General features: G+C 70.5%; 23 protein-coding genes. 11 read left to right on the forward strand and 12 right to left on the reverse strand.

The genetic code is table 11. The features are described 5' to 3' along the window. Positions 1-306 precede the first annotated feature (306 nt). The 8 genes from MWN52_RS16050 to MWN52_RS16085 all read right to left on the reverse strand — a co-directional run bounded on the left by MWN52_RS16050 (position 307) and on the right by MWN52_RS16085 (position 11,531). Entirely contained in the window at positions 307-930 is a 624-nt protein-coding gene (locus MWN52_RS16050) for a nucleotidyltransferase family protein (protein ID WP_286575496.1), read from the reverse strand. Further along, complete coding sequence (locus tag MWN52_RS16055; RefSeq protein ID WP_286575497.1) at positions 927-1,934, reverse strand: XdhC family protein; 1,008 nt, start codon at positions 1,932-1,934, stop codon at positions 927-929. The genes MWN52_RS16050 and MWN52_RS16055 overlap by 4 nt, the downstream gene beginning before the upstream one ends. A 35-nt stretch (positions 1,935-1,969) precedes the next feature. After that, positions 1,970-2,869 carry an EamA family transporter RarD gene (rarD, locus tag MWN52_RS16060; protein WP_286575498.1) on the reverse strand — a complete coding sequence of 300 codons (900 nt, stop codon included), beginning with the start codon at positions 2,867-2,869 and terminating at the stop codon, positions 1,970-1,972. Further along, positions 2,866-3,771 carry a drug/metabolite exporter YedA gene (yedA, locus tag MWN52_RS16065; protein WP_286575501.1) on the reverse strand — a complete coding sequence of 302 codons (906 nt, stop codon included), beginning with the start codon at positions 3,769-3,771 and terminating at the stop codon, positions 2,866-2,868. Before yedA ends, rarD begins: the two co-directional genes overlap by 4 nt. 351 nt (positions 3,772-4,122) lie before the next feature. Further along, positions 4,123-6,330, reverse strand: a complete 2,208-nt coding sequence (locus MWN52_RS16070) for a carboxy terminal-processing peptidase (RefSeq protein WP_130524487.1) — start codon at positions 6,328-6,330, stop codon at positions 4,123-4,125. 235 nt (positions 6,331-6,565) lie between these two features. Further along, positions 6,566-7,576 (reverse strand): lipoyl synthase, encoded by a 1,011-nt coding sequence (lipA, locus tag MWN52_RS16075; protein WP_130516636.1) that lies wholly within the window; start codon positions 7,574-7,576, stop codon positions 6,566-6,568. A 608-nt stretch (positions 7,577-8,184) separates the two neighbouring features. Beyond that, on the reverse strand, positions 8,185-10,383 hold the full coding sequence (locus MWN52_RS16080; protein WP_286575503.1) for an AsmA family protein: 2,199 nt from the start codon (positions 10,381-10,383) through the stop codon (positions 8,185-8,187). Between the two features lie 74 nt (positions 10,384-10,457). Beyond that, positions 10,458-11,531: a 3-deoxy-7-phosphoheptulonate synthase gene (locus tag MWN52_RS16085; RefSeq protein WP_130528213.1), complete on the reverse strand. Its 1,074-nt coding sequence runs from the start codon at positions 11,529-11,531 to the stop codon at positions 10,458-10,460. Between the two features lie 288 nt (positions 11,532-11,819). On the opposite strand from MWN52_RS16085, the gene MWN52_RS16090 reads away from it, so the two are divergent. Next, on the forward strand, positions 11,820-12,917 hold the full coding sequence (locus tag MWN52_RS16090) for a DNA glycosylase AlkZ-like family protein (RefSeq protein WP_286575504.1): 1,098 nt from the start codon (positions 11,820-11,822) through the stop codon (positions 12,915-12,917). Positions 12,918-13,024: 107 nt separating this feature from the next. On the opposite strand, the gene groL is transcribed toward MWN52_RS16090, so the two are convergent. Together groL and groES are read right to left on the reverse strand one after the other, a co-directional pair. After that, positions 13,025-14,665 (reverse strand): chaperonin GroEL, encoded by a 1,641-nt coding sequence (gene groL, locus MWN52_RS16095; protein WP_286575505.1) that lies wholly within the window; start codon positions 14,663-14,665, stop codon positions 13,025-13,027. A gap of 62 nt (positions 14,666-14,727) precedes the next feature. Next, the gene (groES, locus tag MWN52_RS16100) at positions 14,728-15,018 is read right to left on the reverse strand and encodes a co-chaperone GroES (RefSeq protein ID WP_130516576.1); all 291 of its coding nucleotides are present in this window, start codon (positions 15,016-15,018) and stop codon (positions 14,728-14,730) included. 611 nt (positions 15,019-15,629) lie between these two features. Between groES and MWN52_RS16105 the strand changes: the two genes are divergently transcribed. The 6 genes from MWN52_RS16105 to accC all read left to right on the forward strand — a co-directional run bounded on the left by MWN52_RS16105 (position 15,630) and on the right by accC (position 21,658). Continuing rightward, entirely contained in the window at positions 15,630-16,055 is a 426-nt protein-coding gene (locus MWN52_RS16105) for a helix-turn-helix transcriptional regulator (RefSeq protein ID WP_165403037.1), read from the forward strand. A 150-nt stretch (positions 16,056-16,205) separates the two neighbouring features. After that, positions 16,206-18,497: a protein-disulfide reductase DsbD family protein gene (locus MWN52_RS16110; RefSeq protein WP_286575507.1), complete on the forward strand. Its 2,292-nt coding sequence runs from the start codon at positions 16,206-16,208 to the stop codon at positions 18,495-18,497. A gap of 180 nt (positions 18,498-18,677) precedes the next feature. After that, a complete protein-coding gene (locus tag MWN52_RS16115) occupies positions 18,678-19,118 on the forward strand; it encodes a TlpA family protein disulfide reductase (RefSeq protein ID WP_286575509.1) in 441 nt (146 codons plus the stop codon). 243 nt (positions 19,119-19,361) lie between these two features. Continuing rightward, the gene (gene accB / locus MWN52_RS16120; RefSeq protein WP_130516571.1) at positions 19,362-19,847 is read left to right on the forward strand and encodes an acetyl-CoA carboxylase biotin carboxyl carrier protein; all 486 of its coding nucleotides are present in this window, start codon (positions 19,362-19,364) and stop codon (positions 19,845-19,847) included. Between the two features lie 19 nt (positions 19,848-19,866). Beyond that, positions 19,867-20,301, forward strand: coding sequence for a four helix bundle protein (locus MWN52_RS16125; RefSeq protein WP_131660397.1), 435 nt, complete (start codon positions 19,867-19,869; stop codon positions 20,299-20,301). Then, the gene (accC, locus tag MWN52_RS16130; RefSeq protein WP_130516567.1) at positions 20,291-21,658 is read left to right on the forward strand and encodes an acetyl-CoA carboxylase biotin carboxylase subunit; all 1,368 of its coding nucleotides are present in this window, start codon (positions 20,291-20,293) and stop codon (positions 21,656-21,658) included. The genes MWN52_RS16125 and accC overlap by 11 nt, the downstream gene beginning before the upstream one ends. Before the next feature lie 540 nt (positions 21,659-22,198). Here the strand turns inward: accC and MWN52_RS16135 are convergent. Both MWN52_RS16135 and MWN52_RS16140 read right to left on the reverse strand, forming a co-directional pair. Continuing rightward, positions 22,199-22,567: a hypothetical protein gene (locus tag MWN52_RS16135; protein WP_286575510.1), complete on the reverse strand. Its 369-nt coding sequence runs from the start codon at positions 22,565-22,567 to the stop codon at positions 22,199-22,201. Continuing rightward, the gene (locus MWN52_RS16140; protein ID WP_286575511.1) at positions 22,564-23,493 is read right to left on the reverse strand and encodes a hypothetical protein; all 930 of its coding nucleotides are present in this window, start codon (positions 23,491-23,493) and stop codon (positions 22,564-22,566) included. Before MWN52_RS16140 ends, MWN52_RS16135 begins: the two co-directional genes overlap by 4 nt. Positions 23,494-23,731: 238 nt before the next feature. Between MWN52_RS16140 and prmA the strand changes: the two genes are divergently transcribed. From prmA to MWN52_RS16160, 4 genes are all read left to right on the forward strand, one after another. After that, complete coding sequence (gene prmA / locus MWN52_RS16145; protein ID WP_286577771.1) at positions 23,732-24,667, forward strand: 50S ribosomal protein L11 methyltransferase; 936 nt, start codon at positions 23,732-23,734, stop codon at positions 24,665-24,667. A gap of 18 nt (positions 24,668-24,685) precedes the next feature. Beyond that, on the forward strand, positions 24,686-25,561 hold the full coding sequence (locus MWN52_RS16150) for a DUF3426 domain-containing protein (protein ID WP_286575512.1): 876 nt from the start codon (positions 24,686-24,688) through the stop codon (positions 25,559-25,561). A 109-nt stretch (positions 25,562-25,670) separates the two neighbouring features. Next, positions 25,671-25,964: a DNA-binding transcriptional regulator Fis gene (fis, locus tag MWN52_RS16155; RefSeq protein ID WP_425478228.1), complete on the forward strand. Its 294-nt coding sequence runs from the start codon at positions 25,671-25,673 to the stop codon at positions 25,962-25,964. Between the two features lie 352 nt (positions 25,965-26,316). Beyond that, complete coding sequence (locus MWN52_RS16160) at positions 26,317-26,706, forward strand: VOC family protein (protein ID WP_286575513.1); 390 nt, start codon at positions 26,317-26,319, stop codon at positions 26,704-26,706. Positions 26,707-26,716 lie beyond the last annotated feature (10 nt).

Consider the following 26,716-nt stretch of genomic DNA (forward strand, 5'->3'; position numbering starts at 1 on the left):
GGGGCGATGAGGCCTTCCGATCACGCCTCATCACTGTCTGCCCAGCAAGGCCAGTTGCGAAGCGCAAGCCCTACATCGCCGGAGCCGCCCTTGTGGCCTTTTCGGCCCACGGCGGCGATGGGCTCTACCGGCAAAGCACTTCGCCGCCGTGGGCCAAAAAGCCATAAGGACGGCTCCCACCTGTAGAGCGGAGCTTGCTCCGCTGCTCTTCGTTCAGTTCGTGGGAAAGCCCCAGCGGAGCAAGCTCCGCTCTACAGGCAGGAAGCTGCGAGATTCGAGGAGACAGCGGCTCCCCCCAAGAAGCGGCTACTCGCTCGTGGACGGCAGCGGATCGATCAGGCCGCGGGCGGTCGCCGTGACCAGGTCCGCCGGCGTGTCCAGGTCCAACTCCAGCTCCGGCGCCGCAAGCCGACCGACCGTCTCGGGCGTCAGCGCGTTGAGCAGCTCGCGCAGGCCGGCATCGCCCTGCGGCTGGGCCTGCGCCAGGCGCGCCAGCGTGACCACGGCGGGGATGCCGATGCGCGCGCCGTGCACCGTGCCGGCGCAGCCCGAATCGGACCGCGCGGCGGCCTCGAGCAGCGCCTGGAGATGCGCGGCCTCCAGCGCCGGCTGATCGCAGGCCAGCAGCAGCACGCGCGTGGCGCCGCGCGCGTCGGTCGCCAGCGCATCGCGCGCGGCGCGCACGCTGGCGGCCAGGCCTTCGCGCCACTGGCGGTTCATCACGGTCTCCACATCGGCGGCGCGCACCGCGGCGCTGACCTGGGTCGCGCGCGCGCCGACCACCACCAGCAGGCGCAGGGGCGCGGTGGCGCGCGCCAGGTGCACGGCGCGGCAGACCAGCGGTTCGCCCGCGCGCGGCAGCAACTGCTTGGCGCGGCCCAGGCGCCGGCTGCCGCCGGCGGCCAGCACCACGGCGATGTGGTCGCTCACGCCGTGCGGCCGTGATGCCAGGCCTGCAGCTGCGCGGCGATGCTCAGCGCGATGGCCTGCGCGCCGCGCCCGCCCAGGTCCAGCCCCACCGGCGAACGCAACCGCGGGGCCAGCGCCTGACGCGCCACCGGCGGCAACAGGCGGAACAGGTCCTGCTGCCGCCGCACCGGCCCGAGCAGGCCGACGAAGGGGATATCGGTCGCGGCCAGCGCTTCGAGCGCTTCGCGATCCAGTTCGAAGTTGTGGTGCATGACCAGCGCGGCATCGGCCCCAGCCGAAGCCGGCAGCGTCAGCGCCTCGGCAGGCGCCAGGGGCTGCAGCGCATCGGCGCCGACGGCCTGCGCGTCGCCCGGCTGCCAGCGCGGGCGGCGTTCGACCAGGGTCGTGGTCCAGCCGATCTCGCGCAGCAGCGGCAGCAGCAGCGGCGTCTCCGGGCCGGCGCCCAGCACCAGCACCTGCGGCGGCGCCTGGAACAGCAGCCCGATGCCGGCGGCCAGCCCGGTCGGCGCAGGCGCGCAGGGCAGCGTCCAGCGCTGCGCGCCCAGCGTGAGGGTCAGCTGATCGAGCTTGTGCGTCTGCAGCCGCAGCGTCTGATCCTGGCCGCCGCGCCAGGCGGCGATCGCGGTCTCCAGCCCCGGCAGCAGCGCCAGCGGCAGCAGCGCCAGCTGCAGGCGGCCGCGGCAGCCGATCGCCGAGCCGGACAGCAGGTCCTCGTCTTCGCGGGTGTCCAGTTCCAGCCAGTCGACGGCGCCTTGTTCGATCGCCGCCAGCGCGCGCACCTGGATCTCAGGCTCCAGGCAACCGCCGCTGAGCCAGCCGACCTGGCCACCGTGGGTATCGAACAGCGCCATCGCGCCGGCGCGCACATAGGTCGAGCCGTCGGTGTCCACCACCAGCGCCAGCGCCGCATGCGCGGGGTCGGCGCCGGCGGCGGCGTCCAGCACCGCGCGCTGCGCGTCGGCGATCTTCGGCGGGGCGGTCACGTCGTCCTTCATGGCGGCCATGGTCGCGCCTGCGGGCTGACGGGGTCGTGAGGCCATCAGCCGCGCCGGCGTCCGCGCCACAGGCTGTCGCCGACGAACACGCCCAGCGCCGCCCAGATCAGGGCGAAGCCCAGGGCCCGCTCCAGTCCGAACGGCTCGCCGAACACCAGCACGCCCAGCAGCAGCTGCAGCGTCGGCGCGATGTACTGCAGCAGCCCGACCAGCGACAGCGGGATGCGCCGCACGCCGTAGGCGAAGCCCAGCAGCGGCAGCGCGGTGACCGCTCCGGCCAGCACCAGCAGCACGTCGGTGCCCAGGCTCCAGCCGTGCACGAAGGCGCCACCGTGCCCGGCCTCACCCCAGGCCACCAGCGCCAGCGCGGGCACGAACAGGTACACGCTCTCCATGCCCAACCCCGACACCGCATCGACCTGCACCAGCTTGCGCAGCAGGCCATAGGCGCCGAAGCTCAGGGCCAGGCCCAGCGCGATCCAGGGCGCGCGCCCCGCCTGCCAGGTCAGCCAGGCCACGCCGGCGGCCGCGACCGCCACCGCGATCCACTGCAGCCGCGTCAGCCGCTCGCGCAGCACCAGCACGCCCAGCAGCACGTTGACCAGCGGGTTGATGAAATAGCCCAGGCTGGCCTCGACCACATGGCCGTTGTTGACCGACCAGATGTACAGCCCCCAGTTGCAGCTGATCAGCACCGAGGTCAGCGCCAGGGTGGCGCGTGCGTGCGGCTGGGCGGCGATGCGCCGCAGCCAGGCGCCGCGCTCGCGCAGGCACAGCCAGCCGACCACCAGCACGGCGCTCCAGACCACGCGGTGGGCGATGATCTGCAGCGACGGCACATGCTGCAGCAGCCGCCAGTACAGCGGGAACAGGCCCCACACCACGAACGCGCCGACCGTGGCGGCCACGCCGCGCCGGTCCAGCGTCGGCGCCGCCGCACTCATTTGCGCCGCACCTTGGCCAGCGTGATCACCACCACACCGACCACGATCACCGCCATCGCGCCCAGGTCGTGCGCGGTGAAGCGCTCATGCGCCAGCCACGCGCCCAGCGCCACGGCGATGACCGGATTGACGTAGGCATAGCTGCCGGCCAGCGCCGGGCGCACGTGATGCAGCAGCCAGACATAGGCGGTGAAGGCGATAACCGAGCCGAACAGCGCCAGGTAGACCACCGCCAGCACGCCCTCCAGCGGCGGCACGGCGTGCAGGCGTTCGCCGCGCAGCCAGCCGGCCAGCATGATCAAGGTGCCGCCGCACAGCATCTGCCCGGCGGCGGCCATGAAGGGCGACGGCAGGTCGCGTCCGCGCGACCACACCGAGCCGAAGGCCCAGGCCATCGGCGCTAGCAGCAGGCACACCAGCCCCTGCGGACTGGCGGTGAGCGTGCCGCCCGCGTTGAGCCACACCACCCCGGCGAAGCCCAGCATCAGGCCGAGCCATTCGATGCGCGTGGCGCGCTGGCCGCGCAGCAGGCCGAACAGCCCCATCCACACCGGCACCGAGGCCACCGCCACTGCCGCCAGGCCGGAGGACACCGTGGTCTCGGCCAGCACGACCAGCGCATTGCCCATGCCCAGCAGCAGCGCGCCCATGACGACCAGGTTCTTCCACTGCGCGCGCGTCGGCGCGGCCACCCCGCGCAGGCGCAGCACGCCGAACAGCAGCGCGCCGGCGACCACGAAACGCAGCCCCGAGGTCACCAGCAGCGGCGGCACGCCGTGCTCCAGGGCGATGCGGATCCCCAGATAGGTCGACCCCCAGACCACGTAGACCAGCAGCAGCGCGGCCGGCACGGCCAGGCCGCCGGTGCGCGGAGACGTGGCGGCGTGCATCGGGGAAGACATGGGGGTTCACCACAGCGCGGGGCCGCACAGTCTAGGGCCTGCCCCGCGCCTGGCTACACCCATACCGGTGGAATCCGACGTTGCGGGCGCTCGCCCGGACCCGCAAACGACCAGGGCGCCCGAAGGCGCCCTGGTTCCATCAACGCGTTGCGGCCAACGCTCAAGCCACGGTCGAATTCTCCATCGTCATTCCCGCGAACGCGGGAATGACGGCCCCCGCCTGTAGAGCGGAGCTTGCTCCGCTGCTCTTGGTTCGGTTCGTGGGAAAAGCCCTAGCGGAGCAAGCTCCGCTCTACAGGCACGCCGCCGCGAGATTTGAGCAGACAGCTGCTCCCGCCCGTGGCGGCGCCCTCAATCCGCCCAGCTGCCCGACTTGGTCGACACCGGCAGCACCTGCGCCGAGAGCTGCTTGTCCTGGCCCAGCACGCCGATCGCATCGCCCAGGATCGCGGCCGATTCGTGCAGCAGCGGATCGGGACGCTTGTCGGCCAGCTTCTCGCGCGCGGCATCCTTGACGATGTCGCGCTCGCTCGCGCCCAGGCCGTCGTCGGCCAGGTCGCCGGCCAGCGGGTCCAGCGGCATGCCCAGCTTCTTGCGCTCTTCCTGACGCGACTTGCGCTGGGCTTCCTGGCGATCGCGTTCGGCCAGGCGCTCGGCCTCGTTGAGCGTCACGTACTTCTTGGCCTTCTCGGCGCGGAACTGGGCCACGTCCTCGGACCACCACTGGTATTCCAGGTCGTTCTTGACGCGCGCGTCGTGCAGGGCCTCCAGCTTCGGCAGCAGCGGGGCGAAGTTGCCGTACTGGGTGTGGCTGACCGGCGCGATCTTGGTCCACGGCAGCGCGTTGTCGTAGGTGTCCTCGCCGTACTCGGTCGCATCGATGCTGGCCGGGAAGGCGATGTCCGGCACCACGCCCTTGTGCTGGGTGCTGCCACCGGCCACGCGGAAGAACTGGGCGATGGTCAGCTTCAGCTGGCCGAAGCGCTTGCCGCCCTCGTTGGCCGGCCAGCGGTCCAGGTCGACCAGGTTCTGCACGGTGCCCTTGCCGAAGCTGGTCTCACCGATCACCAGGCCACGACCGTAGTCCTGGATGGCGCCAGCGAAGATCTCCGAGGCCGAGGCCGAGCCGCGGTTGATCAGCACCGCCAGCGGCCCGTCCCAGGACACGCCCGGGGTGGTGTCGCCGCTGACCGAGACGCGGCCGCCGGATTCGCGCACCTGCACCACCGGACCCTGGTCGATGAACAGCCCGGTCAGATCGACCGCCTCGTCCAGCGAACCACCGCCGTTGTTGCGCAGGTCCATCACCACGCCGTCGATGTGCTGGCCCTTGAAGCCGTCCAGCAGCTTGCGCACGTCGCGCGTGGCCGAGGTGTAGTTGTTCGGATCGCGGCGACGGCCTTCGAAGTCCTGATAGAACGCCGGCAGCTTGATCACGCCGATGCGTCGCTCAGGCGTGGCGCCCGAGGCCGGCAGCGTCACGATCTCGCTCTTGGCGGCCTGCTCGGCCAGCTGCACCTTGTCGCGCACGATGGTCACCGTGCTGTGCGGCCCGTCCATGCCCGCCTCCGGCGCGATGAACTCCAGGCGCACGCGGGTGCCCTTCTTGCCGCGGATCAGATCGACCACATCGTCGGTGCGCCAGCCGATCACGTCGGTGAAGGCGCCATCGCTGCCCTGGGCCACGCCGACGATGCGCGCGCCGGGCTGCAGCTTCTTGGACAGGTCGGCCGGGCCGCCCGGGACGATCTCACGGATTACCACCGTGTCGTCCTGGCGCTGCAGCACCGCGCCGATGCCTTCCAGCGACAGCGACATCTGCTGGTTGAACTGCTCGGCCGTCTTGGGCGTGAAGTAGTCGGTATGCGGGTCCACCGCCGAGGTATAGGCGTTGAGGAAGGTCTGGAACACGTCCTCGCTATCCAACTCGTCCACGCTGCGCTGGATGTTGGCGTAGCGCTTGTCCAGCGTCTGGGCGATGGCGTCGGGCTTCTTGCCGGCCATCTTCAGCCGCAGCCAGTCGTTCATCACCGACTTGCGCCAGATCGCGTCGAGCTCGGCGCTGTCCTTGGCCCACGGCGCCTTCTCGCGGTCGTACTCCCAGCGCTCGTGGGTGGTGAAATCGAAGTCCGGCTTCTTCAGCAGGCTGCGTGCATAGGCCACCCGCTCGCCGACGCGCTGGCGGTAGACCTGGAAGATGTCGTAGGCCGGCGAGAGCTGGCCGCTCTTGATCGCATCGTCCAGCCGCGTGGACAGCGGCATGAAGCCCTCGATGTCCTTGGCGGTGAAGAACTGCTTGCCGCCGTCCAGCGCATCCAGGTAGCGCTTGTAGACGTCCTGGGACAGCGCATCGTCCAGCGCGCGCGGGCGGTAGGCGTAGCGGCTGTCGGACAGCAGACCGTAGACCAGCTTGGAGGTGGTGGACTGGTCGGCGGTCGGCCCCATCGGCACCACGCTGGTGCTGGCCGGCTTGCTGGGTGTCACGTCAGGCCGCGCCAGCAGCGCCACCGGGGCGGTCAGGGCCAGGGCCAGCAGGGTCAGGGTGAGCTTGGCTTTCATTCGATGGACTCGCGGCCGCGGGGCCGGTGGAAGCGTGTGGGGAAAGATGCGTGGAACGTTGACAACGCCACAGTGCCGAAAGTTGCGCGGGCTGTCACGCACGGTGCGAGCCTAGGGGGGAGGCGGTTCCGCAATGTGAACGCACCCGCACAAGGCGTCCATACGACACCGCCGCCAGGCTTAAGGGCCAGGCGGCGGGACAGAGTGCTGCGCAGGTTGGGGTGGGAGGCGCGGATCAGGCGGCCACGCCCGCGCCGGCGGCCTGCTGGTCGGCGTGATACGACGAGCGCACCATCGGACCCGAAGCGACGTGGCTGAAGCCCAGCTCGTAGCCGTAGACCTCCAGGGCCTTGTAGTCCTCCGGCGTCCAGTAGCGCAGCACCGGGTGGTGGTGCGGCGTGGGCTGCAGGTACTGGCCGATGGTGATCATGTCCACCTCGTGCGCGCGCAGGTCGCGCATGGTGGCCTGGATCTGCTCGAAGGTCTCGCCCAGGCCAAGCATGATGCCGGACTTGGTCGGGATCTCCGGGTGCTGGGCCTTGAACTGCTTGAGCAGGGTCAGCGACCACTGGTAGTCCGCGCCCGGACGGACGTTGCGGTACAGGTCCGGCACGGTCTCGATGTTGTGGTTGAAAACGTCCGGCGGATTGGTCGCCAGGATCTCCAGCGCGCGCTCCATGCGTCCCTTGCCGCGGAAGTCGGGCGTCAGGATCTCGATGCGGGTACCCGGCGACTTCTCGCGGATCGCGCCGATGCAGTCGACGAAATGCTGGGCACCGCCGTCGCGCAGGTCGTCGCGGTCCACGCTGGTGACCACGACGTACTTCAGGCCCATGTCGGCCACGGTGTTGCCCAGGCTGGCCGGCTCGTTGGCATCGGGCGGCTTGGGCCGGCCGTGGGCCACGTCGCAGAACGAGCAGCGGCGGGTGCAGACCTCGCCCAGGATCATGAAGGTCGCCGTGCCGTGGCCGAAGCACTCATGGATGTTCGGGCAGCTGGCCTCCTCGCAGACGGTGACCAGGCGGTTCTCGCGCAGCTTGGCCTTGAGGTTGGCCACGGCGTTGCCCGAGGGGATGCGCACGCGGATCCAGGAGGGCTTGCGCAGCACCGGCGCGTCGGCGAACTGCACCGGCGAGCGGCCGATCTTATCGCCGCCCAGCTGCTTGGCGCCGGTCTCCAGCGAGGCGGCGGCGGTGGGCGCAGTGACGACCTGCAACGGGATCTGGCGGGGAGCGGGCGTGTCCATGGCGTCATTCTATCGCCTGGGCCCCGCCCCCGCCGCCGCGCGCGTCCCGCCCCACGGAACGCAGCAATGCGATGTGGGAGGCGGGAGGTGGCCCGCTGCCTCGCGCGTCAGGTAACAGGACTTCGGTTTAAGCCCCCTCCCTTGCGCGAAGCGCAGGGGAGCTCGAAGTCGCGGCTAGCGACTGAGGGGGAGGGGTCGGGGCTTTACCCGTAGAGCCACCGAAGCAAGAGCAAGAGCAAAAGCACCCCTCCCCGGCCCTCCCCTTCGCCTGCGGCGAAAGGGAGGGGCAAGGCGCTGCTCGATCCCTTCGAATCGAAAGAAATCCCGATCCATGGGCCTAGGAGCCTCGACCCGGTCGGGCGCGGCGGCGAGTCCGCCATGGAGGGCGGACCGAGTCGAGGAGCCGCGCCCGGCCGGGTCGAGGCTGCTCGCCGAAGTTAGCTTCCCCGACCACGCGACCCAAAAAACAGGCAATAAAAAGCCCGAAACAGCTTGCGCCAGTTCCGGGCCTGCTCCCTCCCCCACGTCGGGATGCGGGTCAATCCTGCGCCCCCCGCGAGGACATTGCACGCTGCAGTGCAAAACGAACGCCTGCTGCAAGCTGAACCTCAATCCAGATAGCCCGGCTGGGCCTCGTACCAGCGCTTGGCGCCCAGCAAGTGGAAGGTATGGGCGCCGTTGCGCAGCTCCACCGCCGCGCCCAGCACGCCCCAGCGCGCATAGAGATCGCCCTGCGCCTTGTCGCGGCCCTGCAGGCGGAAGCGCCCGACCAGGTCGAAGCGGTCGTTGCGCGCGTCGATGTCGTCCAGCACCAGGTCGTGCTGGCGCCAGCGCACGCGCGTGGACGCCCGCACCGTGCCGGCATCGACCAGCTTGACCATCCAGCCCGGGTAATCGCGATCCTGCGAGAACAGGTCCAGCAGGAAGCCCACGTCCTTCATCTGCGTGGACACCGTGCCCTGCACCGCCAGGCGCTCGTCGGCCACGTCCATCTGCGCGCGCGGCAGCGCTACGTTGGCCCACCAGCCGCTGCGGCTCAGCCCGGCGTGAGCGAAGCTGATGTTCTTCAGCGCGACCGTGCTGCCATCGACGGCGAAGCGCTGGCGCTGCAGGTCGGCGCGCTTGAGCCGCAGGTCCACGTCCACATCGCCGCGCATCGCCAGCCCCGCCGCCCGCACCTGGGCCGCGCGCGCGGCGATGCGCACCTGGCCGTTGCCCGCCTGGCCGGCCGCATCCAGCGCCAGCTGACCGGTCAGCGTGCCCGAGCCGCCGTCGAAGCGCAGATGGTCATTGGGCAGGAAGCGGTTGTACGCCCGCAGGTCCGGCACCTGCGCATTGGTGAAGGTCGCCTGCGCCTTGAGCGACTCGCGCGCCTTGGCCAGGTCGGCGTCGCTGTCGGTATGGAGCTTGAGGTCCTTGCCGCGGATGTAGGGCCGCTTGAGCTGGTCGATCGCGGCGACGCTGTAGTCGGTCAGCGCCACGTCCACGCGCGAGCGCGGCCGCCCGCCGTCGCCGGCTTCCAGCCGCGCCTTGGCGCTGCCGGTGCCGGTCACGCGCTGGGCCACCACATCGGCCCGCGCCTGCACGTGCGGGATCTCCAGGTGGCTGCCCACGGCCAGCACGCCGTGGTCCAGCGTGACATCGCCCTGCACCCGCCCGGCGCCGTCCAGCGACAGCCAGGGCACGTTGACGAACAGCGAGGTGACCCACTTGAGCGAACTGAACTGCCATTGCCCGGCCAGCCGCCCGGACGTGCGCGGCAGCAGCGTGCGCGGCTGCTCGAACGGGATCCGCGTGCCATCGGCGCGCAGGTCCGCGTCGAGCGCCAGCACGCCGTCGGTCTGCGGCGGCATGTTGGCCTTCAGATGCAGATCGCGGTCGACCGAGAGCTGGGCGGTCAGCGTGCTGCGATGCACCTGCCCGTGCACGTCGGTGATCACCACCGGCATGCGCCAGGACAGCACGCCGCCCGGCGCCAGTTCGGCCTGCACCAGCTTCAGCGCCCCCTGCACGCGGCCCTGGCCGGGCTGCAGGGTCAGTTCGAGCTTGCCCGCATCGCTCTGCCGGGCCGCCAGCGCCGGCGTGCCGCCGGCCACGTCGAGCGCGATGCGCATGCGCCGCAGCTTCTCGATGCCCTTGGCCTGGGCGCGCGTGGTCGGGGTCATCGCGAACTCGCTGCCCAGCGTGGCGTCCTCCAGCAGCGCGACCTGGCCATAGCCCAGGCGCAGATGTTCGAAGTGCGCAGTGGAGGGCAGCAGCTCGGCCGGGCCGCCGCGCAGGCGCTTGGTGAAGCCCACCTTGGCCTTGCCCTGCCCCTCCAGCGTCAAGGGCCCGAGCGTGCCGCCGCGCACGCTGTCGCTGGTGATGGCCGGAAAGTTGAGCAGCCAGCCCCCCGGGCGCACCGGCGGCGGCGGGATCTCCTGCGCCACGCTGGCGATCTGCCCGGTCACCTCGGTGGCGCGCACGCGCGGCACATAGACTTCCTTGTGCACCAGGTTGAGCAGCGAGATGTGCCCGGCCACGCGGTCGGCCTGCATGGTCCACACCACGCGCCCGACATGGCCGCGCAGCGACACCTTCCACAGCACGATCTCGCCCGGCCACCAGGTCAGCGCCGGGCCCCAGTGCATGGCGAACTTCTCCGGCTTGCGGTTGACGCTCCACGGCCCCAGCGGCGTGTTGAGGTAGAGATTGCCGGCGACCAGATAGGCCGCGTAGCAGCCCAGCAGCAGCCAGGCCAGGCGCCGCATCCAGCGGCGCAAGGGAGATGGACGGCGCTGGGCCGTCGCGGCGTCGGAAGCGTTCATCGGGCCAAGCATGCCCGACGCGTGTGTTCAGGACGTATGCGCGGCCGGCGGCGACCGCCGGGCCGCGCGCGCGGTCATGCGGCCTGCGCGATCCGACGGGCGCGACGCGCCCGCACGCCGGCGGCCAGGCGCTCGAGCACGGCCACCGAATCGTCCCAGCCGATGCAGCCGTCGGTGATGCTCTGGCCATAGGTCAGCGGCTGACCCTCGATCAGGTCCTGGCGGCCGCCCACCAGATGGCTTTCCACCATCACCCCGACGATGCGCTCCTCGCCGGCGGCCAGCTGGGCCACCAGATCCTCGACGACCTTGGGCTGGTTCTCCGGCTTCTTGCCGCTGTTGGCGTGGCTGGCATCGATCATCAGGCGCGGCGCCAGGCCGTTGTGCGCCAGCACCTCGCTGGCGGCCTGCACGCTGGCCGCATCGTAGTTGGGCACCTTGCCGCCGCGCAGGATCACGTGGCAGTCCGGGTTGCCGGTGGTCGAGGCGATCGCCGACTGGCCGTGCTTGGTCACGGCCAGGAAATGATGCGGATGCGAGGCCGCGCCGACCGCGTCCACGGCGATCTTCACATCGCCGCTGGTGCCGTTCTTGAAGCCCACCGGGCAGGACAGGCCGCTGGCCATCTCGCGGTGGATCTGGCTCTCGGTGGTGCGCGCGCCGATCGCGCCCCAGGCCACCAGGTCGGAGATGTACTGCGGCGAGATCACGTCCAGGTACTCGCAGCCGGCCGGCAGGCCGAGCAGGTTGATCTCGCGCAGCAGGCTGCGCGCGGTGGCCAGGCCCTCGTTGATGCGGAAGCTGCCGTCCAGCCGCGGGTCGTTGATCAGGCCCTTCCAGCCCACCGTGGTGCGCGGCTTCTCGAAGTACACGCGCATGATGATTTCCAGTTCGCCGCCCAGCGCATCGCGCAGCGGGCGCAGCCGGCGCGCGTAGTCCATCGCCGCGGCCGGGTCGTGAATCGAGCAGGGGCCGATCACCACCGCCAGGCGGTCGTCGCGGCCGTGCAGGATCTCGTGCAGCGCCGCGCGGGCGGCGGCGACGGTGTCGGAGGCGACGTCATCGCAGGGAAACTCCGTCATCAGCTCGGCCGGGGTATGCAGGGGCTCGATCTTGCGGATGCGCAGGTCGGAAGTGAGCGGGGCCATCTTGAAGTCTCGTGTCGTCGGATCGGTGGGGTACGTGGACCGCCGGGCTGGCAACAAAAAAGCCGCCAGGGTTGCTGGCGGCTTTCGGGACGCGTCTGAAGGGTTTCTTCAGGGTGAACGCGCTCCTTCCTCCGCCTGTGGCTTCGGAAACCAAAAGTAATAGCGGGCGCGGGGTGCGTTCATGGGCAGCATTGATACCACGGCTTTTGCGCCGGCGCGACTGTTTCATCGGCAACTCAGGCAATGCGCGATCGGGCCGATCCTTCGCCACATGATTCAATGCCGCCCATGCCTGCCCCGCCCCGACTGGAAGACCTGCGCCGCTACGCGGTCGCGCGCAGCCTGTTCACCCCGACCACGCTGGCCGGCGCGATCGCGAAGCTGGGCTTCGTCCAGGCCGATCCGATCCGCGCCCCGGCGCGCGCGCAGGACCTGATTCTGCGCCATCGGGTCAAGGACTATCGCGCCGGCGACCTGGAGCGCCGCTATGCGCGGCTGCAGGTGGAGGAGGACTTCCTGGTCAACTACGGCTTCCTGCCGCGTCCCCTGCTGGCACTGCTGCATCCGCGCCAGGTCAAGGCCGCCTGGGACGCGCAGACCCGGCGACGGGCCAACGCGGTGTTGGCCTTCGTGCGCGAACACGGCGCGGTGCATCCGCGCCAGGTCGAGCAGCACTTCGCCCATGGCCGCGTGCGCAACTACTGGGGCGGCTCGAGCAATGCCACCACCCAGTTGCTCGACGGCCTGCATTACCGCGGCCTGCTGCGGGTCAAGCGGCGCGACAGCGGCACGCGGGTCTACGAGGCCGTGGCGCATGCGCCGGCGGACGACGCGCCGGCCGCCCGCGCCGAACGCGCCGCGGCGCTGCTCGACCTGGTGGTGCGCAAGTACGCGCCGCTGCCCGCCACCAGCCTGGTCTACCTGGCGCGACTGCTCGGCGGCGGCGCGCCGCATCTGAGCGACGAACTGCGCAATGCCCTGCGCCTGGCGCGCCAGCGCCTGGCCCAGGTGCGCATCGACGGCACCGACTGGTACTGGCCCGCCGATGAACATCCACGAGCGCGCCGTTACCGCTTCGACGAGCAGCTGCGCCTGCTGGCGCCCTTCGACCCCATCGTCTGGGACCGGCGCCGCTTCAGCCTGTTCTGGGACTGGACCTACAAGTTCGAGGCCTACACCCCCGCGGCCCGGCGCCAGTTCGGCTACTACGCCCTGCCGATGCTTTGGCGCGGACAGGTGATCGGCTGGGCGAACCTGACCTGGCGCGAGGGCCAGCTGGAGGCCGCGACCGGCTATGCCGCGGGTGCAGCGCCGAGCGAGGCGGCCTTCGGCCAGGCGCTGGATGAGGAGCTGGCCCGCATGCGCCAGTTCCTTGCACCGCGCTGAGGTCGCCAAGGGACGGGCGCAGCGGGGTCGCCGCCGGAAACGAAAAGACCCCGCCTCGCGGCGGGGTCCTTGTCGTACGACAGCAGCGGTAAGGCTGCGCGGCGGACTTAGAAGTCCATGCCGCCCATGCCACCCATGCCACCGCCCGGCGGCATCGCCGGCTCTTCCTTCTTCGGCGACTCGGCCACCATGGCTTCGGTGGTGATCATCAGGCCGGCGATGGACGCGGCGTTCTGCAGCGCGGTGCGGGTCACCTTGGTCGGATCCAGGATGCCGAACTCGACCATGTCGCCGAACTCGCCGTTGGCGGCGTTGTAGCCGAAGTTGCCCGAACCGTCCTTGACCTTGTTGACGATCACCGAGGGCTCTTCACCGGCGTTGGTGACGATCTCGCGCAGCGGCGCTTCCATGGCGCGCAGGGCGATCTGGATGCCGTGGTTCTGGTCTTCGTTGATGCCCTTGATCTCGCCGATGTTGGCCTTGGCGCGGATCAGCGCGACGCCGCCGCCCGGGACCACGCCTTCTTCCACCGCAGCGCGCGTGGCGTGCAGGGCGTCTTCGACGCGGGCCTTCTTTTCCTTCATCTCGATCTCGGTGGAGGCACCGACCTTGATCACGGCCACGCCGCCGGCCAGCTTGGCCACGCGTTCCTGCAGCTTCTCGCGGTCGTAGTCCGAGGAGGTCTCCTCGATCTGCGCCTTGATCTGCTTGATGCGCGACTCGATCGCCGAGGTGTCGCCGGCGCCGTCGATGATGGTGGTGTTCTCCTTGGAGACCTGCACCTTCTTGGCGCGGCCCAGATCCTTGATCGTGGCCTTCTCCAGCGACAGGCCCACTTCCTCGGAGATCACGGTGCCGCCGGTCAGCACGGCCATGTCTTCCAGCATCGCCTTGCGACGGTCGCCGAAGCCCGGCGCCTTGACGGCCACGACCTTGACGATGCCGCGGATGGTGTTGACCACCAGGGTCGCCAGGGCCTCGCCCTCGACTTCCTCGGCCACGATCAGCAGCGGCTTGCCGGCCTTGGCCACGCCCTCGAGGACGGGCAGCAGGTCACGCACGTTGGAGATCTTCTTGTCGTGCAGCAGGATGAACGGGTCGTCCAGGTCGGCCGACTGGCTCTGCTGGTTGTTGATGAAGTACGGCGAGAGGTAGCCGCGGTCGAACTGCATGCCCTCGACCACGTCCAGCTCGTTCTCCAGGCCCGAGCCTTCCTCGACGGTGATCACGCCTTCCTTGCCGACCTTCTTCATCGCCTCGGCGATGATGTTGCCGATCGACTCGTCCGAGTTGGCCGAGATCGTGCCGACCTGGGCGATGGCCTTGTCGTCGGCGGTGGGCTTGGAGATGTTCTTCAGCTCGGCGACGGCGGCGGTCACGGCCTTGTCGATGCCGCGCTTGAGGTCCATCGGGTTCATGCCGGCGGCGACGGCCTTCATGCCTTCGCGGATGAAGGCCTGGGCCAGGACGGTGGCGGTGGTGGTGCCGTCACCGGCGTTGTCGGAGGTCTTGGAAGCGACTTCCTTGACCATCTGCGCGCCCATGTTCTCGAACTTGTCGGCCAGTTCGATCTCCTTGGCGACGGACACGCCGTCCTTGGTGATCGTCGGGGCGCCGTAGCTCTTCTCCAGCACGACGTTGCGGCCCTTCGGGCCCAGGGTGGCCTTGACGGCATTGGCGAGCACGTTCACGCCGCGCACCATGCGCGAGCGGGCGTCTTCACCGAAACGAATGTCCTTGGCAGCCATTGCGTATTACCTCGATTGTTCTTGGATGATGGGAATGAGAGAAAGCGGACGTCGCGCCGGCCTTAGCCGATGGTCGCGAAGATGTCGTCTTCCTTCACCACCAGGTACTCGGTGCCGTCCAGCTTCACTTCCGTGCCGCTGTACTTGCCGAACAGGACCTTGTCGCCGACCTTCACCTGCGGGGCGCGCACCGAACCGTTGTCCAGGATCTTGCCGGCGCCGACGGCGACGACCTCACCCTTGATCGGCTTCTCGGTGGCCGAGTCGGGGATCACGATGCCGCCCGCGGACAGCTTTTCTTCTTCCATACGCTTGATGACCACGCGGTCGAACAGCGGCTTGATGTTGCTCATGTCAATCCTCTTAAGTGATTGATTGGACTAGGAAAGGGCCGGCGATGTTAGCACTCGTCCATGACGAGTGCCAGCACACCGGGAACGCCAAGACCCAACGCCAGGACGGCTCGGGGGGCTGACAGGGCAGATGGGGCGCTCGGGCAGGCCTTTCAAGGCGGCCGGCGAGAATTTCTTGCGAAGGCGCCTGCGGCAGACGGGGCGATTCGGCGGCGCCAAAAAAAGAAGCGCACGCATGTGCGGCATGCGTGCGCTTCATAGGGAATGGTTGTGGAATCCGATTCCGTCGCGCCTTGACGTGCGCCAACTCCCCCCGCCGACGTCCTGTCAGTGCCAGCGTCCTGCCGGCCGGCATAGAGATACCAACGCGGTTGGGCGAAGCCAAGCCTGTAGCCGACCTAAACGCAGGAAAACTAGTGAGCACAAGGCGCTCAACCCCGCCAAAACCCTTTGCTAGCGCGCTATGGAAAACTTTTGGTTACCAAAAGCGCACCACGTATGCCTATTTTCGGTCACTACGTTAGTATCGCTATCATTTTCCATTCCGATCCGTGGAACGTTTGGCTATGGTCACAAAAGTTTCTGGATGGCGATCGCCACGGAGAGGTTTGATGGATGCACCCGAGCGAGTCCGCATGGCGCGGCGCCTTGCCGGTCTCTCGCAAAGTCAGTTGGCGGAATCCGTCGGGGTGCAGCGCAGCGCCGTGAGCCATTGGGAGTCCCCCAAGGGCAAGAGTCCCAGTGTCTCGCACCTGCGTGAAGTGGCGCTGGCGACGGGCACGCAGTTCGAGTGGCTGGCCACCGGCCGCGGCGCGATGACGCTCTCGCGCGAGGTGGAACTGGATTCGATCGCCACCGCCGAGGCCATCCTGGTCGAGGACCCGCTGGAGTTCCGCCTGGTGCGCGCCTTTCGCGAGGCGCCGCTGAAGGCGCGCCTGTCGTTGCTGGAAGTGATGGAAACCCTGGCCCTGCAGCGCACCGGACGCCCCCGCACCCGCGGTCCCGGCCGCCCGGGCGGCGACGCGCGCGGCGGCTGAGCGATCCGGCCCGGCCCGCGGCGCGCGGGCGGTGATCGACCTCAGGCCCGGTGGCAGGAAGGCCCAGACACCGGATCGGCGGCAAGCCCATGCCCCTTGCAACACAGTGGCGCCGCCTGCGGGACCGGCCGCTCCGCTAAGCTTGGCCGCATGTCGCTGATCTCCCGTCTGGCCCGTCCGCTGGCCCTGCTCGCCCTGCTCGTCCCCACCCTGCCGGCCACGGCGGCCGACCCGTCCGAGCTGCTGCCGGTCGATCAGGCCTTCGTGCTGGGCGCCCAGGGCAAGCCGGACGGCATCGCCCTGCACTGGAAGATCGCCGACGGCTATTACCTGTACCGGCAGCGGATCTCGGTGGAGGCGCAGGGCGGCGGGTTCACGGCCGGCACGCTGCAGCTGCCGGACGGGGACAAGCACGTCGACGAGTTCTTCGGGCCGGTGGAGACCTACCGCAAGCAGCTCGATGCGCTCCTGCCGGGCAAGGCCACGACCGCTGGCCAGGTCACGCTGAAGGTGCGCTACCAGGGCTGCGCCGATGCCGGGCTGTGCTATCCGCCGCAGACCCGCACGCTGCAGGTGGCGGTTCCGGCGGCCGCCGCGTCCGGCGCCGGCACGGGGCTGGGCCTGCCGCTCGGCGGCGCCTCGGCCGGGGGATCGACGCTGCTGGGTACGCAGGCCGCCGTGCCGGGCGCCACCGATGCGGCGCCCCTGCCGGAGGCGCAGGCCTTCGCCTTCGAAGCCATCGCCGACGGCGGCAATCAGCTGCTGCCGCGCTTCACCCCGGCCAAGGGCTATTACCTGTACCGCGACCGCACCCAGCTGGCGCTGCACGGCGCCGAGGGGCTGTCGCTGGGCGCGCCGCGCTGGCCGCCGGGCAAGGCCCATCGCGACGAGCACTTCGGCGAGGTCACGGTGTACTTCGACCAGGTCGAGGTGCCGGTGCCGGTGATCCGCGACCGCGCCGACGCGGCCAAGGCCACGCTGGAGGTCACCTTCCAGGGCTGCCAGACCGATGGCATCTGCTATCCGCCGATGACCCGCCGAGTCGCGCTGGCGCTGCCGGCCGGCACGGTGACGCCGCCGGAGGCGCGCGCCGTCGCGCTGGCCGCGCCGGTGGCGCTGGAAGCCGGCACCGCTGCCCCGGCGGCAACGCCGCCGGCTCCGGCCGAGGTGCCGCGTTCGACCCCGCCGCCGGAGGCGCTGGCGCGCGCCGACCAGGGCGCCGGCGGCGCGTCCGGCTGGGCGCTGGCGCTGGTCGCGGCCTTGCTGGGCGGACTGATCCTCAACGTGATGCCGTGCGTGCTGCCGGTGCTCTCGCTCAAGGCCTTGTCCCTGGCCGAGAGCGGACGCGGCCGGGCGCGGGCCGGCGCCCTGGCCTATACCGCCGGCGTGCTGCTCAGCTTCCTGCTGGTCGGCGGCGTCGCGCTGGCCCTGCGCGCCACCGGGCAGGCGCTGGGCTGGGGCTTCCAGCTGCAGCAGCCGCTGGTCACCGGCGCGCTGGCCTATCTGATGTTCGCCGTGGGCCTGAGCCTGTCGGGCGTGTTCGCCGTCGGCTACGGGCTGGCCGGTGTCGGCCGCGGGCTGACCGAGCGCGGTGGGCTGTCCGGCGATTTCTTCACCGGCGTGCTGGCGGTGGTGGTGGCCAGCCCGTGCACGGCGCCGTTCATGGGCTCGGCGCTGACCTTCGCCTTCGCCGCGCCCGTGCCGGTCGCGCTGGCGGTGTTCGCGCTGCTGGGCCTGGGCCTGGCGCTGCCGTTCCTGCTGATCGGGCTGGTGCCGGCGCTGGCCGCGCGGCTGCCGCGCCCGGGCGCGTGGATGGACACGCTCAAGCAGGTGCTGGCCTTCCCGATGTATCTGACCGCGGTGTGGATGCTGTGGGTGCTGGGCAAGCAGCGCGGCATCGACGCGGTCGGCCTGGCTCTGGTCGGCCTGGTGGTGCTGGCGCTGGGGCTGTGGGCGTTCCAGCGCGTGCGCTTCCAGACCGCGCCGCTGCGGCGCGGCCTGGCGGTGGTGGTGCTGATCGCCTCGCTGGTACCGCTGGTGCTGCTGCACCGGCTGCCCGCCGCGAGCACGCCCGCGGCCACCGCGGCGGCCGACGGGATCGAGCCCTACTCACCGCAGCGCCTGGACGCGCTGCGCAAGCAGGGCCAGGTGGTGTTCGTCGACATGACCGCCGACTGGTGCGTGACCTGCAAGGCCAACGAGAAGGCCGTGCTGTCGGGGGATGACTTCAAGCAGGCGATGCAGTCGGCCGGCGCGGTGCTGATGCGCGGCGACTGGACCAATGTCGATCCGCAGATCACCGCCTTCCTGCAGGCGCACAAGGCGGTGGGCGTGCCGCTGTACGTGGTGTTCCCGAAGAGCGGCGGCGAGGGCGAGGTGCTGCCCACCGTGCTGACCACGCCGATGGTGCGCGACGCCCTGCAGCGGGCCTCGGCACGGTGAGCGCCCGGGTGGTGCTGGTGGCCGTGGCCGCCGGCGTGCTCGGCGTCGCCGCCGGGTGGTGGTGGGGGGGGGGGGGGGGGGGGGGGGGGGGGGCGGGGGGGCGCCCGCCCCCCCCCCACCGAAGCACCTTCCCCTGCTCCCGCCACCCCCACGGTGCCGATGGCCGCGGTCGGCGAGGCGATGCCCGCCCTCGTCCTGCCCGATCCGCACGGCAAGTCCGTCGATCTGGCGCAGCTGGCCGGCGGCCGGCCGCTGCTGATCAACGCCTGGGCCAGCTGGTGCGCGCCCTGCGTCAAGGAGATGCCGGAGCTCGACCGCTTCGCCGCGGCCCAGGGCGCGCGCGGCGTGCAGGTGGTCGGCCTGGCACTGGACAGCGCGCAGAACGTGCAGCAGTTCCTGCAGCGCGTGCCGGTGCGCTATGCGCTGGTGCTGGACACGCCCGGCCCGGCCGATGCCAGCGTCCGGCTGGGCAACCGGGCCGGCGTGCTGCCCTACAGCGTGCTGGTCGGCGCCGATGGGCGCATCCTGCGGCAGAAGGTCGGGCCCTTCGCCGACGGCGAGATCGAGCGCTGGATCGACGCTGCGGCGCCGGCGGCCGGGCAAATTCAAACGCGCGATTAAATCGCCGCAAAGTTCGGCGAACTGGACAGCATTGCCAGCTTCCTCCAGACTGCCGCCTCCTCGCGGAGCGCGCCATGGCCGACCAGCAGCATCGATCCCTTCGCCGCGCAGCCTGGCCCCGCGTCTGCACGCCGGCGGCCACGGCCGCACCAGCGCGCGCCTGCCGCGCCTGATCCGCGCCCCCCGGCCCATCCGCCGGGCCCGCCACCTCCTCCTTATCGCGTTCAACCACCGAGGCCTTTCATGGACCTGCGCAAGATCAAGAAACTCATCGACCTGCTGGAAGAATCCAATCTCGCCGAAATCGAGATCAAGGAAGGCGAGGAGTCCGTCCGACTGGCCCGCGTGCCCAAGGGCGGCTACGCCGCGCCCGCCGCCGCGCCGGTGAGCTACGCCGCCGCGCCCGCGCCGGCCGAGGCCAAGGCCATGCCGATGAGCTCGCCGACCGAGGCCTCCACCGGCGGTGCGGCCAAGCCCGCCAGCGGCCTGCCCGAGGGCCACGTGCTGCGCTCGCCGATGGTCGGCACCTTCTACACCTCCCCGGCCCCGGACAAGCCGGCCTTCGTCACCGTCGGCCAGCAGGTCAAGGCCGGCGAGACGCTGGCCATCATCGAGGCGATGAAGATGTTCAACCCGATCGAGGCCGACCAGTCCGGCACCATCGTCGCGGTCATGTGCGAGAGCGGCCAGCCGGTGGAGTTCGATCAGCCGCTGTTTGTGATTGGCTAAAGACAGGGATTGGGGATTCGTGATTCGGGATTCGCAGCCGCGACCGCACGAGCGCCTGGACGTCTGGCGCGACGCGATGACGTTGGTCGAATCGATCTACCGGATCACGGAGCACTTTCCCGACGCCGAGCGTTTCGGACTCACTTCGCAAATGCGCAGAGCCGCCGTCAGCGTTCCTTCCAACATCGCCGAAGGCGCGGCGCGCCGCTCCACGGCCGAGTACCTTCGCTTCCTGTCGATGGCCCGCGGTTCGCTCTCGGAACTGGATACCCAAGCCCAACTCGCCGCGCGACTCGGCTTCTGCGATGCGGACGCGTCACTGGCCGCGTTGCTCGACCGCGTCTTTTCCCGACTCAATGCCCTGATCCGTTCGCTGGACACCGCGCGCGCAACGCGCGAGGACGTCGCGGCTTACGAATCCCCAATCCCGAATCCCGAATCCCATGCTCGATAAAGTCGTCATCGCCAACCGTGGCGAGATCGCGCTGCGCATCCTGCGCGCGTGCCAAACCCTGGGCATCCGCACGGTCGCGGTCCACTCCACTGTCGATCGCAACCTCAAGCACGTGGCCATGGCCGACGAGTCGGTGTGCATCGGCCCGGCGCCCTCGGCCGAGAGCTACCTCAACATTCCGCGCCTGATCGCCGCGGCCGAGGTCACCGACGCCCAGGCCATCCATCCCGGCTACGGCTTCCTGTCGGAGAACGCCGACTTCGCCGAGCGCGTGGAGGAGTCCGGCTTCATCTTCATCGGCCCCAAGGCCGACACCATCCGCCTGATGGGCGACAAGGTCGAGGCCATCCGCGCGATGAAGTCCGCCGGCGTGCCCTGCGTGCCCGGCTCGGGCGGCCCGCTCGGCGATGACATCGTGACCAACACCAAGATCGCCCGCGAGATCGGCTATCCGGTGATCATCAAGGCGGCCGGCGGTGGCGGCGGGCGCGGCATGCGCGTGGTGCACGCCGAGGGCGCGCTGAAGTCCTCCATCGAGACCACCAAGGCCGAGGCCAAGGCGGCCTTCGGCAATGGCGAGGTCTACATGGAGAAGTACCTGGAGAATCCGCGCCACGTGGAGATCCAGGTGCTGGCCGACGGCCAGGGCAACGCCATCCACCTGGGCGAGCGCGACTGCTCGATGCAGCGCCGCCACCAGAAGGTGGTCGAGGAAGCGCCGGCGCCGGGTATCACCCCGGCTTTGCGCGACGAGATCGGCAAGGTCTGCGTGGATGCGTGCATCCGCATCGGCTATCGCGGCGCGGGTACGTTCGAGTTCCTGTTCGAGGACGGGCGCTTCTACTTCATCGAGATGAACACCCGCATCCAGGTCGAGCATCCGGTCACCGAGATGGTCACCGGCATCGACCTGGTGTGCGAGCAGCTCAAGATCGCCGCCGGCCAGAAGCTGTCGATCAAGCAGAGCGACATCGTCTTGAACGGCCACGCCATCGAGTGCCGCATCAATGCCGAGGACCCGGAGACCTTCATGCCGCATCCGGGCCTGATCCAGCACTTCCATCCGCCGGGTGGCCCCGGCGTGCGCGTGGACACGCACATCTACGAGGGCTACCGCGTGCCGCCGAACTACGACTCGATGATCGGCAAGCTGATCGTGCACGGTCCCGACCGCGAGACGGCCATCGCGCGCATGCGCGTGGCGCTGAGCGAGACGGTGGTCGAAGGCATCCGCACCAACATCCCGCTGCAGCAGCGGATCATGCGCGACAAGGGCTTCCAGGCCGGCGGCCAGAACATCCACTACCTGGAAAAGCGCCTGGCCGAGCGCAAGACCAAGGCGATCTCGCTGACCTGATCGGGTCAGCACGTCGCGCAAAACAGTCTCCGCCGCAAGGCAGGGCCGGCAAGCGCACTTCGCCAACCAGCCTCGCCCCCTCCCTTTCGCCGCAGGCGAAGGGGAGGGCCGGGGTGGGGTGCTGTTGCTGTTGCTTTGGCGGCTTCATCGGGAAAGCCCCGACCCCTCCCCATCCCTCCCCTGCGCTGCGCGCAAGGGAGGGGGCCTCAAGTCGATACCTTCCCGTCACTGGGCGCGTTGTGCGCGAGGAAGGGTTCGAGCGCCCCCGCAAACCTAAGCCCTATGAGCCAACGCGTGCGGCAGCGGGCCGGCGGGCGGGGGCCGCGACTAGCGAGGCAAGAGGCCGAGCGCCCGAATCAGGGCAGGATGCCCTGATTGAGGGGAAAGCGGCCCCCGCGCGCCGGACCGCTGCCCTTCCGAAGCCAGAACCCCCAAACGCCCAGATCCATCGCTTGGGAGAGAGCCACAAAAAAAGGCCAGCTTTGCGCCGGCCTTTTCATTTCCCGCCACTCCCGCAGAGCAGTGCGGTGCCCAGGACCTTCAGTGCTTGGCCGGCGCCGGCTGCGCGGTCCCCGGCAGCGGCTCGGTGCCGAGCGCCGAGCTGGGGCTGACCACCATCACCGTCTCGGTCGAGCCATCCGGCCAGACGATCTGGAAGGTCGAACCCGGCTGCAGCGAAGAGAACGGCATCCCGCTCTGCGCCCGGTAGAGCGCCGCGATCTCGGCCGCGCCGGCACGGCGCGTATCGCGTTCGGAGGTCACCGACGTCAGCTGGATCTTGGACAGACCGCGGTAGCGCTCCTCGGCCGTGTCGAGGATCACGATCCCGACCGCACCGACGGTATAGGCCACGAACAGCACGGCCCAGCCCCAGGTGCGCACGCCTTTCAGAAAACGCCGCTGCTTCATCTTGCTTCTCCTTGCCTGGTCGACTGCACCAGACGATTGACCATCGTGTCGATCGTGTCGGCGCCCTGGCGCGGCACGGCCGCGTCCATCACGAACGCCGGGAAATCCTGATTGGCATCGCGCGAGCAGATGCCACCGTTGGCGCAATAGCGCGTCATCAGCGCGCTGCGCGGCCCGCACGCCAGCCCCAACTTGCAGGCGGCCAGCTGCCAGGCCAGCTCGGCGAAGGACGTGCCGGCCACCATGTCCTGATAGGTGTCATCGCCGCTGGCCGCCGCGCCCAGCGCGCCGGACAGCGCCAGATAGGCCTGCGGATCGCCCGCGTCCAGCACGCGCTGGACCAGCGCGCGCTTGTACGCTGCCGAAGGCTCCAGCGGCTGGCCCAAGGCCAGCAGCGAGGCCTCGGCCGCCAGCTGCCCGCCGCGCGCGGCCTGCCGGCGCGCCGCGACGATGCGATCGCGGCTGACGCCATCGGCCGGCGAATAGCCGCTGCAGCGCGAACCCATGCGCGCGCGCGCCTGCGCCATCGCCGCGCCGGCCTGACCGGCCAGGCCGGCGATGGCACGGGTGTCGGCGTCGAAGGCCTGCGGATCCTGCGCATAGCCGGCGCAGTACTCATCGACCTGGCTGGCGACCCAGCGCGCCTGCACGTCGCCGGCGTCGGCCGCGACCTGCAGACGCTGGCGGTAGTCGTGCAGGTCCGGGACCTGTTCGAACGCGGCGGACAGATCGGCCGGCAGACCGTGCAGCGGAATCGACGTCCCGCGCCGGGCCTGCTCCAGCGCCGACAGCGCCACGACCGGCAGGCTGTGCAGCGGCGCCTGCGTACCGGCATCGGCCTCCAGCGCCGCATGCCGCGCACCGCGCGTGGCGGTCATCGCCCACGCCAGCGCCGCCGCCAGGGCCAGCCCGGCAGCGCAACGCATTGCAGTGCTGCGAAACACCAAATGCCTCATCGTCGAGACGACACGCGCGGGAAGCCAGAAAAGAGGCGTGACCGCCACCGGCGCAGGGCGCGGCGGGTCACGGCGGCCGGCAGTCTAGCCCATGCCCGGCGCCGGATCCTCGCCCAGGCGCGGCAGAGCGGACCTGCGTCCCGGTTCTGGGCCTGCCCAAGGGCAATGGTCTAGCATGCCCGGCCCCCTTGCCCGCCTGGCCACGCCCATGCCGTTCCTCGAACTCTCCGTCCCCTGCAGCGAGGCCCGCCAGCCCCGCTACGAGACCGCGCTGGAGGACCTGGGCGCGCTCGCCGTGACCCTGGTCGATGCCGACGCCGAGACCAGCAACGAGCGCGCGATCCTGGAACCGGGCGTGGGCCAGACACCGCTGTGGGAGGCGCTGGTGCTGACCGCGCTGTTCCCCGAGGAGACCGACGCCCTGGCCCTGCTGGCGGCGCTGGAGGCCTTCGATCCGGGGCTGGACTGGACCCAGGCGAGCTTCCGCATCGTTGCCGACCAGGACTGGGAACGCGCGTGGCTGGACCAGTTCCAGCCCATGGCCTTCGGCGCGCGCACGTGGATCGTGCCGTGGAACCATGACCTGCCCGAGGCCGCGCAGGCCGCCGACGCGGCCGTGGTCCGGCTGGATCCGGGGCTGGCCTTCGGCTCGGGCACGCACCCGACCACCGCGCTGTGCCTGCAGTGGCTGGACACGCTGGCCGGCGAAGGGCAGCTGCAGGGTCAGACCGTGCTCGACTTCGGCTGCGGCTCGGGGATCCTGGCGCTGGCCGCGCTGAAGCTGGGCGCCGAACGCGCGGTGGGCGTGGACAACGATCCGCAGGCGCTGATCGCCACCCACGACAACGCCGAGCGCAACGCGGTGCAGGCGCGGCTGCAGGTGTTCCTGCCGGCCGACGAGCCGGCGCGCACCTATCCGGTGGTGGTGGCCAACATCCTGGCCTCGGCGCTGGATGCGCTGGCCGATACGCTGGCCGCGCGCGTGGCACCGGGCGGACGCCTGGCCATGAGCGGCATCCTGCACGGCCAGGAGGAGGAACTGCTGCAGCGCTACGCGCCGTGGTTCACCGAGCTGCGCGCCACCCGGATGGAGGACTGGATGCGCATCGACGGCGTGCGCCGCACCGAGGCCGCGCCGGCCTGAACATGCTTGAATAAGGCGATGAGCGCCTGCCCGCACTGCCATCTGCCGCTGCCGACCGAGCCGGGCAGCGGCGCGTGGCCGGCGCACTGCCCGCGCTGCGGCCAGGCGCTGGGCGAGGCGCCCGCGCGCGCGGCCAGCATCGCCAGCCTGCTGCGCGCACCGCCGCAGGGCGAGGTGGGCCACTTCACCCGGCCCGCGCCGTCTTCCGACCCGCCCGCCCCACCGGCCGCGCCCGCGGCCGACGCGCCGCGCGCCGTTCCCGAACACCTCTCCACAGAACCTACGGCGGCCGCGCAGGCCGCCGTCATGCAAGACCCTTCGATGATCGATCCCGAATCCCGCGATTCCACCGCCACCGAGGCGCCGACGGCCGACACGCCGCAGCCCGCCCCGAGCTTCCTGCGCACTGCGGCGCCGGTGGCGCGGCCTCCGGTGCCGGGCTGGCAGTGGGCGATCCTGGCCGCGCTGGGCGCGCTGCTGGCGCTGCAGCTGCTGGTGGCCGATCGCGCGCGCCTGGCCCAGGACGCGGCCTGGCGCCCGACCCTGGAGCGACTGTGCGGTGCGCTGCGCTGCACGCTGCCGGCGTGGCAGCAGCCGCGCGACTACACCATGCTGACCCGCGACGTGCAGCCGATGGCCGATGCCGCCGGCATGCTGCGTGTGCGCGCCACCTTCCGCAACGACGCGCCTTGGCCGCAGCCTTGGCCGGCGATCGTCCTGTCGCTGTCCGATGCCGACGGCCGGGTGACCGGCGCGCGCGCGCTGCTGCCCAGCGATTACCTCGAGCCTGGCCTGCGCGGGACAACGCTGGCCCCGGGCCAGAGCGGCCAGATGACCGTACCGGTGCGTGAACCGGACGGCGGCGCGGTTGCCTTCGCCTTCGAATTTCGCTGAACACGCGAAGAAGCGACGCAGCGCGCGTGCGCCCGCCGCGGCCACGCGCTAGACTCGCTCCCCCGCCGCGCTCCGCCTCGCGTGTCGAACGCCGGCCGGGTTCATTTCGATGCGACAAACATCCGGGGATGCCTTGAACGCCACGACCCGCCAGGACTCCAGTCGTGGCACGCCAAAGTCGCCGTTGCGCGAACACGTTGCCCAGTCGGTGCGCCGCTACCTGCGCGACCTCAACGGCTGCGAGGCCGACGACGTCTACGAGATCGTGCTGCGCGAGATGGAAATCCCGTTGTTCGTCGAAGTGCTCAACCATTGCGAAGGCAACCAGAGCCGCGCCGCGGCCCTGCTGGGCATCCATCGCGCCACGCTGCGCAAGAAGCTCAAGGACTACGGGCTGACCTGAGCGGTCGGTGGCCCATCGACATCCGACACGGCGCAGCACGCCCACGCTTTCGCTGACGATCCACATCGTGCGCATCCGGACGCGCGCCTGGCGCACCACGCGATCCACGCTGCGCACGGCGCAACAAGCAACAAACACGTCACACCCGCACTGCGAAGCCGGCCAGAAAGCGAACGGTCGAGCGGATCGCTGACCTGCATCTCTTGCGAACAGGCACCGCGCACACGGCGGAGCCAGCGGTGGACAGCAACGCGCCATCGCCATGGCAGGAGCGCCTGCCACGACAGGCCGGCGGCATAAACTCTCGCCGAGGCAGGTTCCCGAACCCGATGGATAGGCAGAGGCATCCGACATGATCGACCACACCGCCATCGCCGTCAGCGACTACGAGAGAAGCAAGGCGTTCTACACCCAGGCGCTCGCGCCCCTGGGCTACCGCCTGCTCATGGAAGTGAGCGCGGAACTGACGGGCAGCCACGACATGGCCGGCTTCGGGGAGCCGCCCAAGACCGACTTCTGGATCAGCAGCGGCGGCCCCAACCGACCGGCGATCCACATCGCGTTCCGGGCCGCCGACCGCGCGGCGGTCGATGCCTTCCATGCCGCGGCCCTGGCGGCAGGCGGCATCGACAACGGGGTCCCGGGCGTGCGGCCGCACTACCACCCCCACTACTACGGCGCCTTCGTGCGCGACCCGGACGGCCACAACATCGAAGCGGTCTGCCACTCGGCACCCGCCTGATCACCCGCGC

The organism is Pseudoxanthomonas winnipegensis, assembly GCF_030322905.1.
Lineage (GTDB): Bacteria > Pseudomonadota > Gammaproteobacteria > Xanthomonadales > Xanthomonadaceae > Pseudoxanthomonas_A > Pseudoxanthomonas_A winnipegensis.

Bases quoted from the DNA above. Each gene is read 5' to 3' on its own strand.
- MWN52_RS16055 (WP_286575497.1), bottom strand. From the start codon at position 1,934: ATGGCCGCCATGAAGGACGACGTGACCGCCCCGCCGAAGATCGCCGAC.
- rarD (WP_286575498.1), bottom strand. From the start codon at position 2,869: ATGAGTGCGGCGGCGCCGACGCTGGACCGGCGCGGCGTGGCCGCCACG.
- yedA (WP_286575501.1), bottom strand. From the start codon at position 3,771: ATGTCTTCCCCGATGCACGCCGCCACGTCTCCGCGCACCGGCGGCCTG.
- MWN52_RS16070 (WP_130524487.1), bottom strand. From the start codon at position 6,330: ATGAAAGCCAAGCTCACCCTGACCCTGCTGGCCCTGGCCCTGACCGCC.
- lipA (WP_130516636.1), bottom strand. From the start codon at position 7,576: ATGGACACGCCCGCTCCCCGCCAGATCCCGTTGCAGGTCGTCACTGCG.
- MWN52_RS16080 (WP_286575503.1), bottom strand. From the start codon at position 10,383: ATGAACGCTTCCGACGCCGCGACGGCCCAGCGCCGTCCATCTCCCTTG.
- MWN52_RS16085 (WP_130528213.1), bottom strand. From the start codon at position 11,531: ATGGCCCCGCTCACTTCCGACCTGCGCATCCGCAAGATCGAGCCCCTG.
- MWN52_RS16090 (WP_286575504.1), top strand. From the start codon at position 11,820: ATGCCTGCCCCGCCCCGACTGGAAGACCTGCGCCGCTACGCGGTCGCG.
- groL (WP_286575505.1), bottom strand. From the start codon at position 14,665: ATGGCTGCCAAGGACATTCGTTTCGGTGAAGACGCCCGCTCGCGCATG.
- groES (WP_130516576.1), bottom strand. From the start codon at position 15,018: ATGAGCAACATCAAGCCGCTGTTCGACCGCGTGGTCATCAAGCGTATG.
- MWN52_RS16105 (WP_165403037.1), top strand. From the start codon at position 15,630: ATGGATGCACCCGAGCGAGTCCGCATGGCGCGGCGCCTTGCCGGTCTC.
- MWN52_RS16110 (WP_286575507.1), top strand. From the start codon at position 16,206: ATGTCGCTGATCTCCCGTCTGGCCCGTCCGCTGGCCCTGCTCGCCCTG.
- MWN52_RS16115 (WP_286575509.1), top strand. From the start codon at position 18,678: ATGCCCGCCCTCGTCCTGCCCGATCCGCACGGCAAGTCCGTCGATCTG.
- accB (WP_130516571.1), top strand. From the start codon at position 19,362: ATGGACCTGCGCAAGATCAAGAAACTCATCGACCTGCTGGAAGAATCC.
- accC (WP_130516567.1), top strand. From the start codon at position 20,291: ATGCTCGATAAAGTCGTCATCGCCAACCGTGGCGAGATCGCGCTGCGC.
- MWN52_RS16135 (WP_286575510.1), bottom strand. From the start codon at position 22,567: ATGAAGCAGCGGCGTTTTCTGAAAGGCGTGCGCACCTGGGGCTGGGCC.
- MWN52_RS16140 (WP_286575511.1), bottom strand. From the start codon at position 23,493: ATGCGTTGCGCTGCCGGGCTGGCCCTGGCGGCGGCGCTGGCGTGGGCG.
- prmA (WP_286577771.1), top strand. From the start codon at position 23,732: ATGCCGTTCCTCGAACTCTCCGTCCCCTGCAGCGAGGCCCGCCAGCCC.
- MWN52_RS16150 (WP_286575512.1), top strand. From the start codon at position 24,686: ATGAGCGCCTGCCCGCACTGCCATCTGCCGCTGCCGACCGAGCCGGGC.
- fis (WP_425478228.1), top strand. From the start codon at position 25,671: ATGCGACAAACATCCGGGGATGCCTTGAACGCCACGACCCGCCAGGAC.
- MWN52_RS16160 (WP_286575513.1), top strand. From the start codon at position 26,317: ATGATCGACCACACCGCCATCGCCGTCAGCGACTACGAGAGAAGCAAG.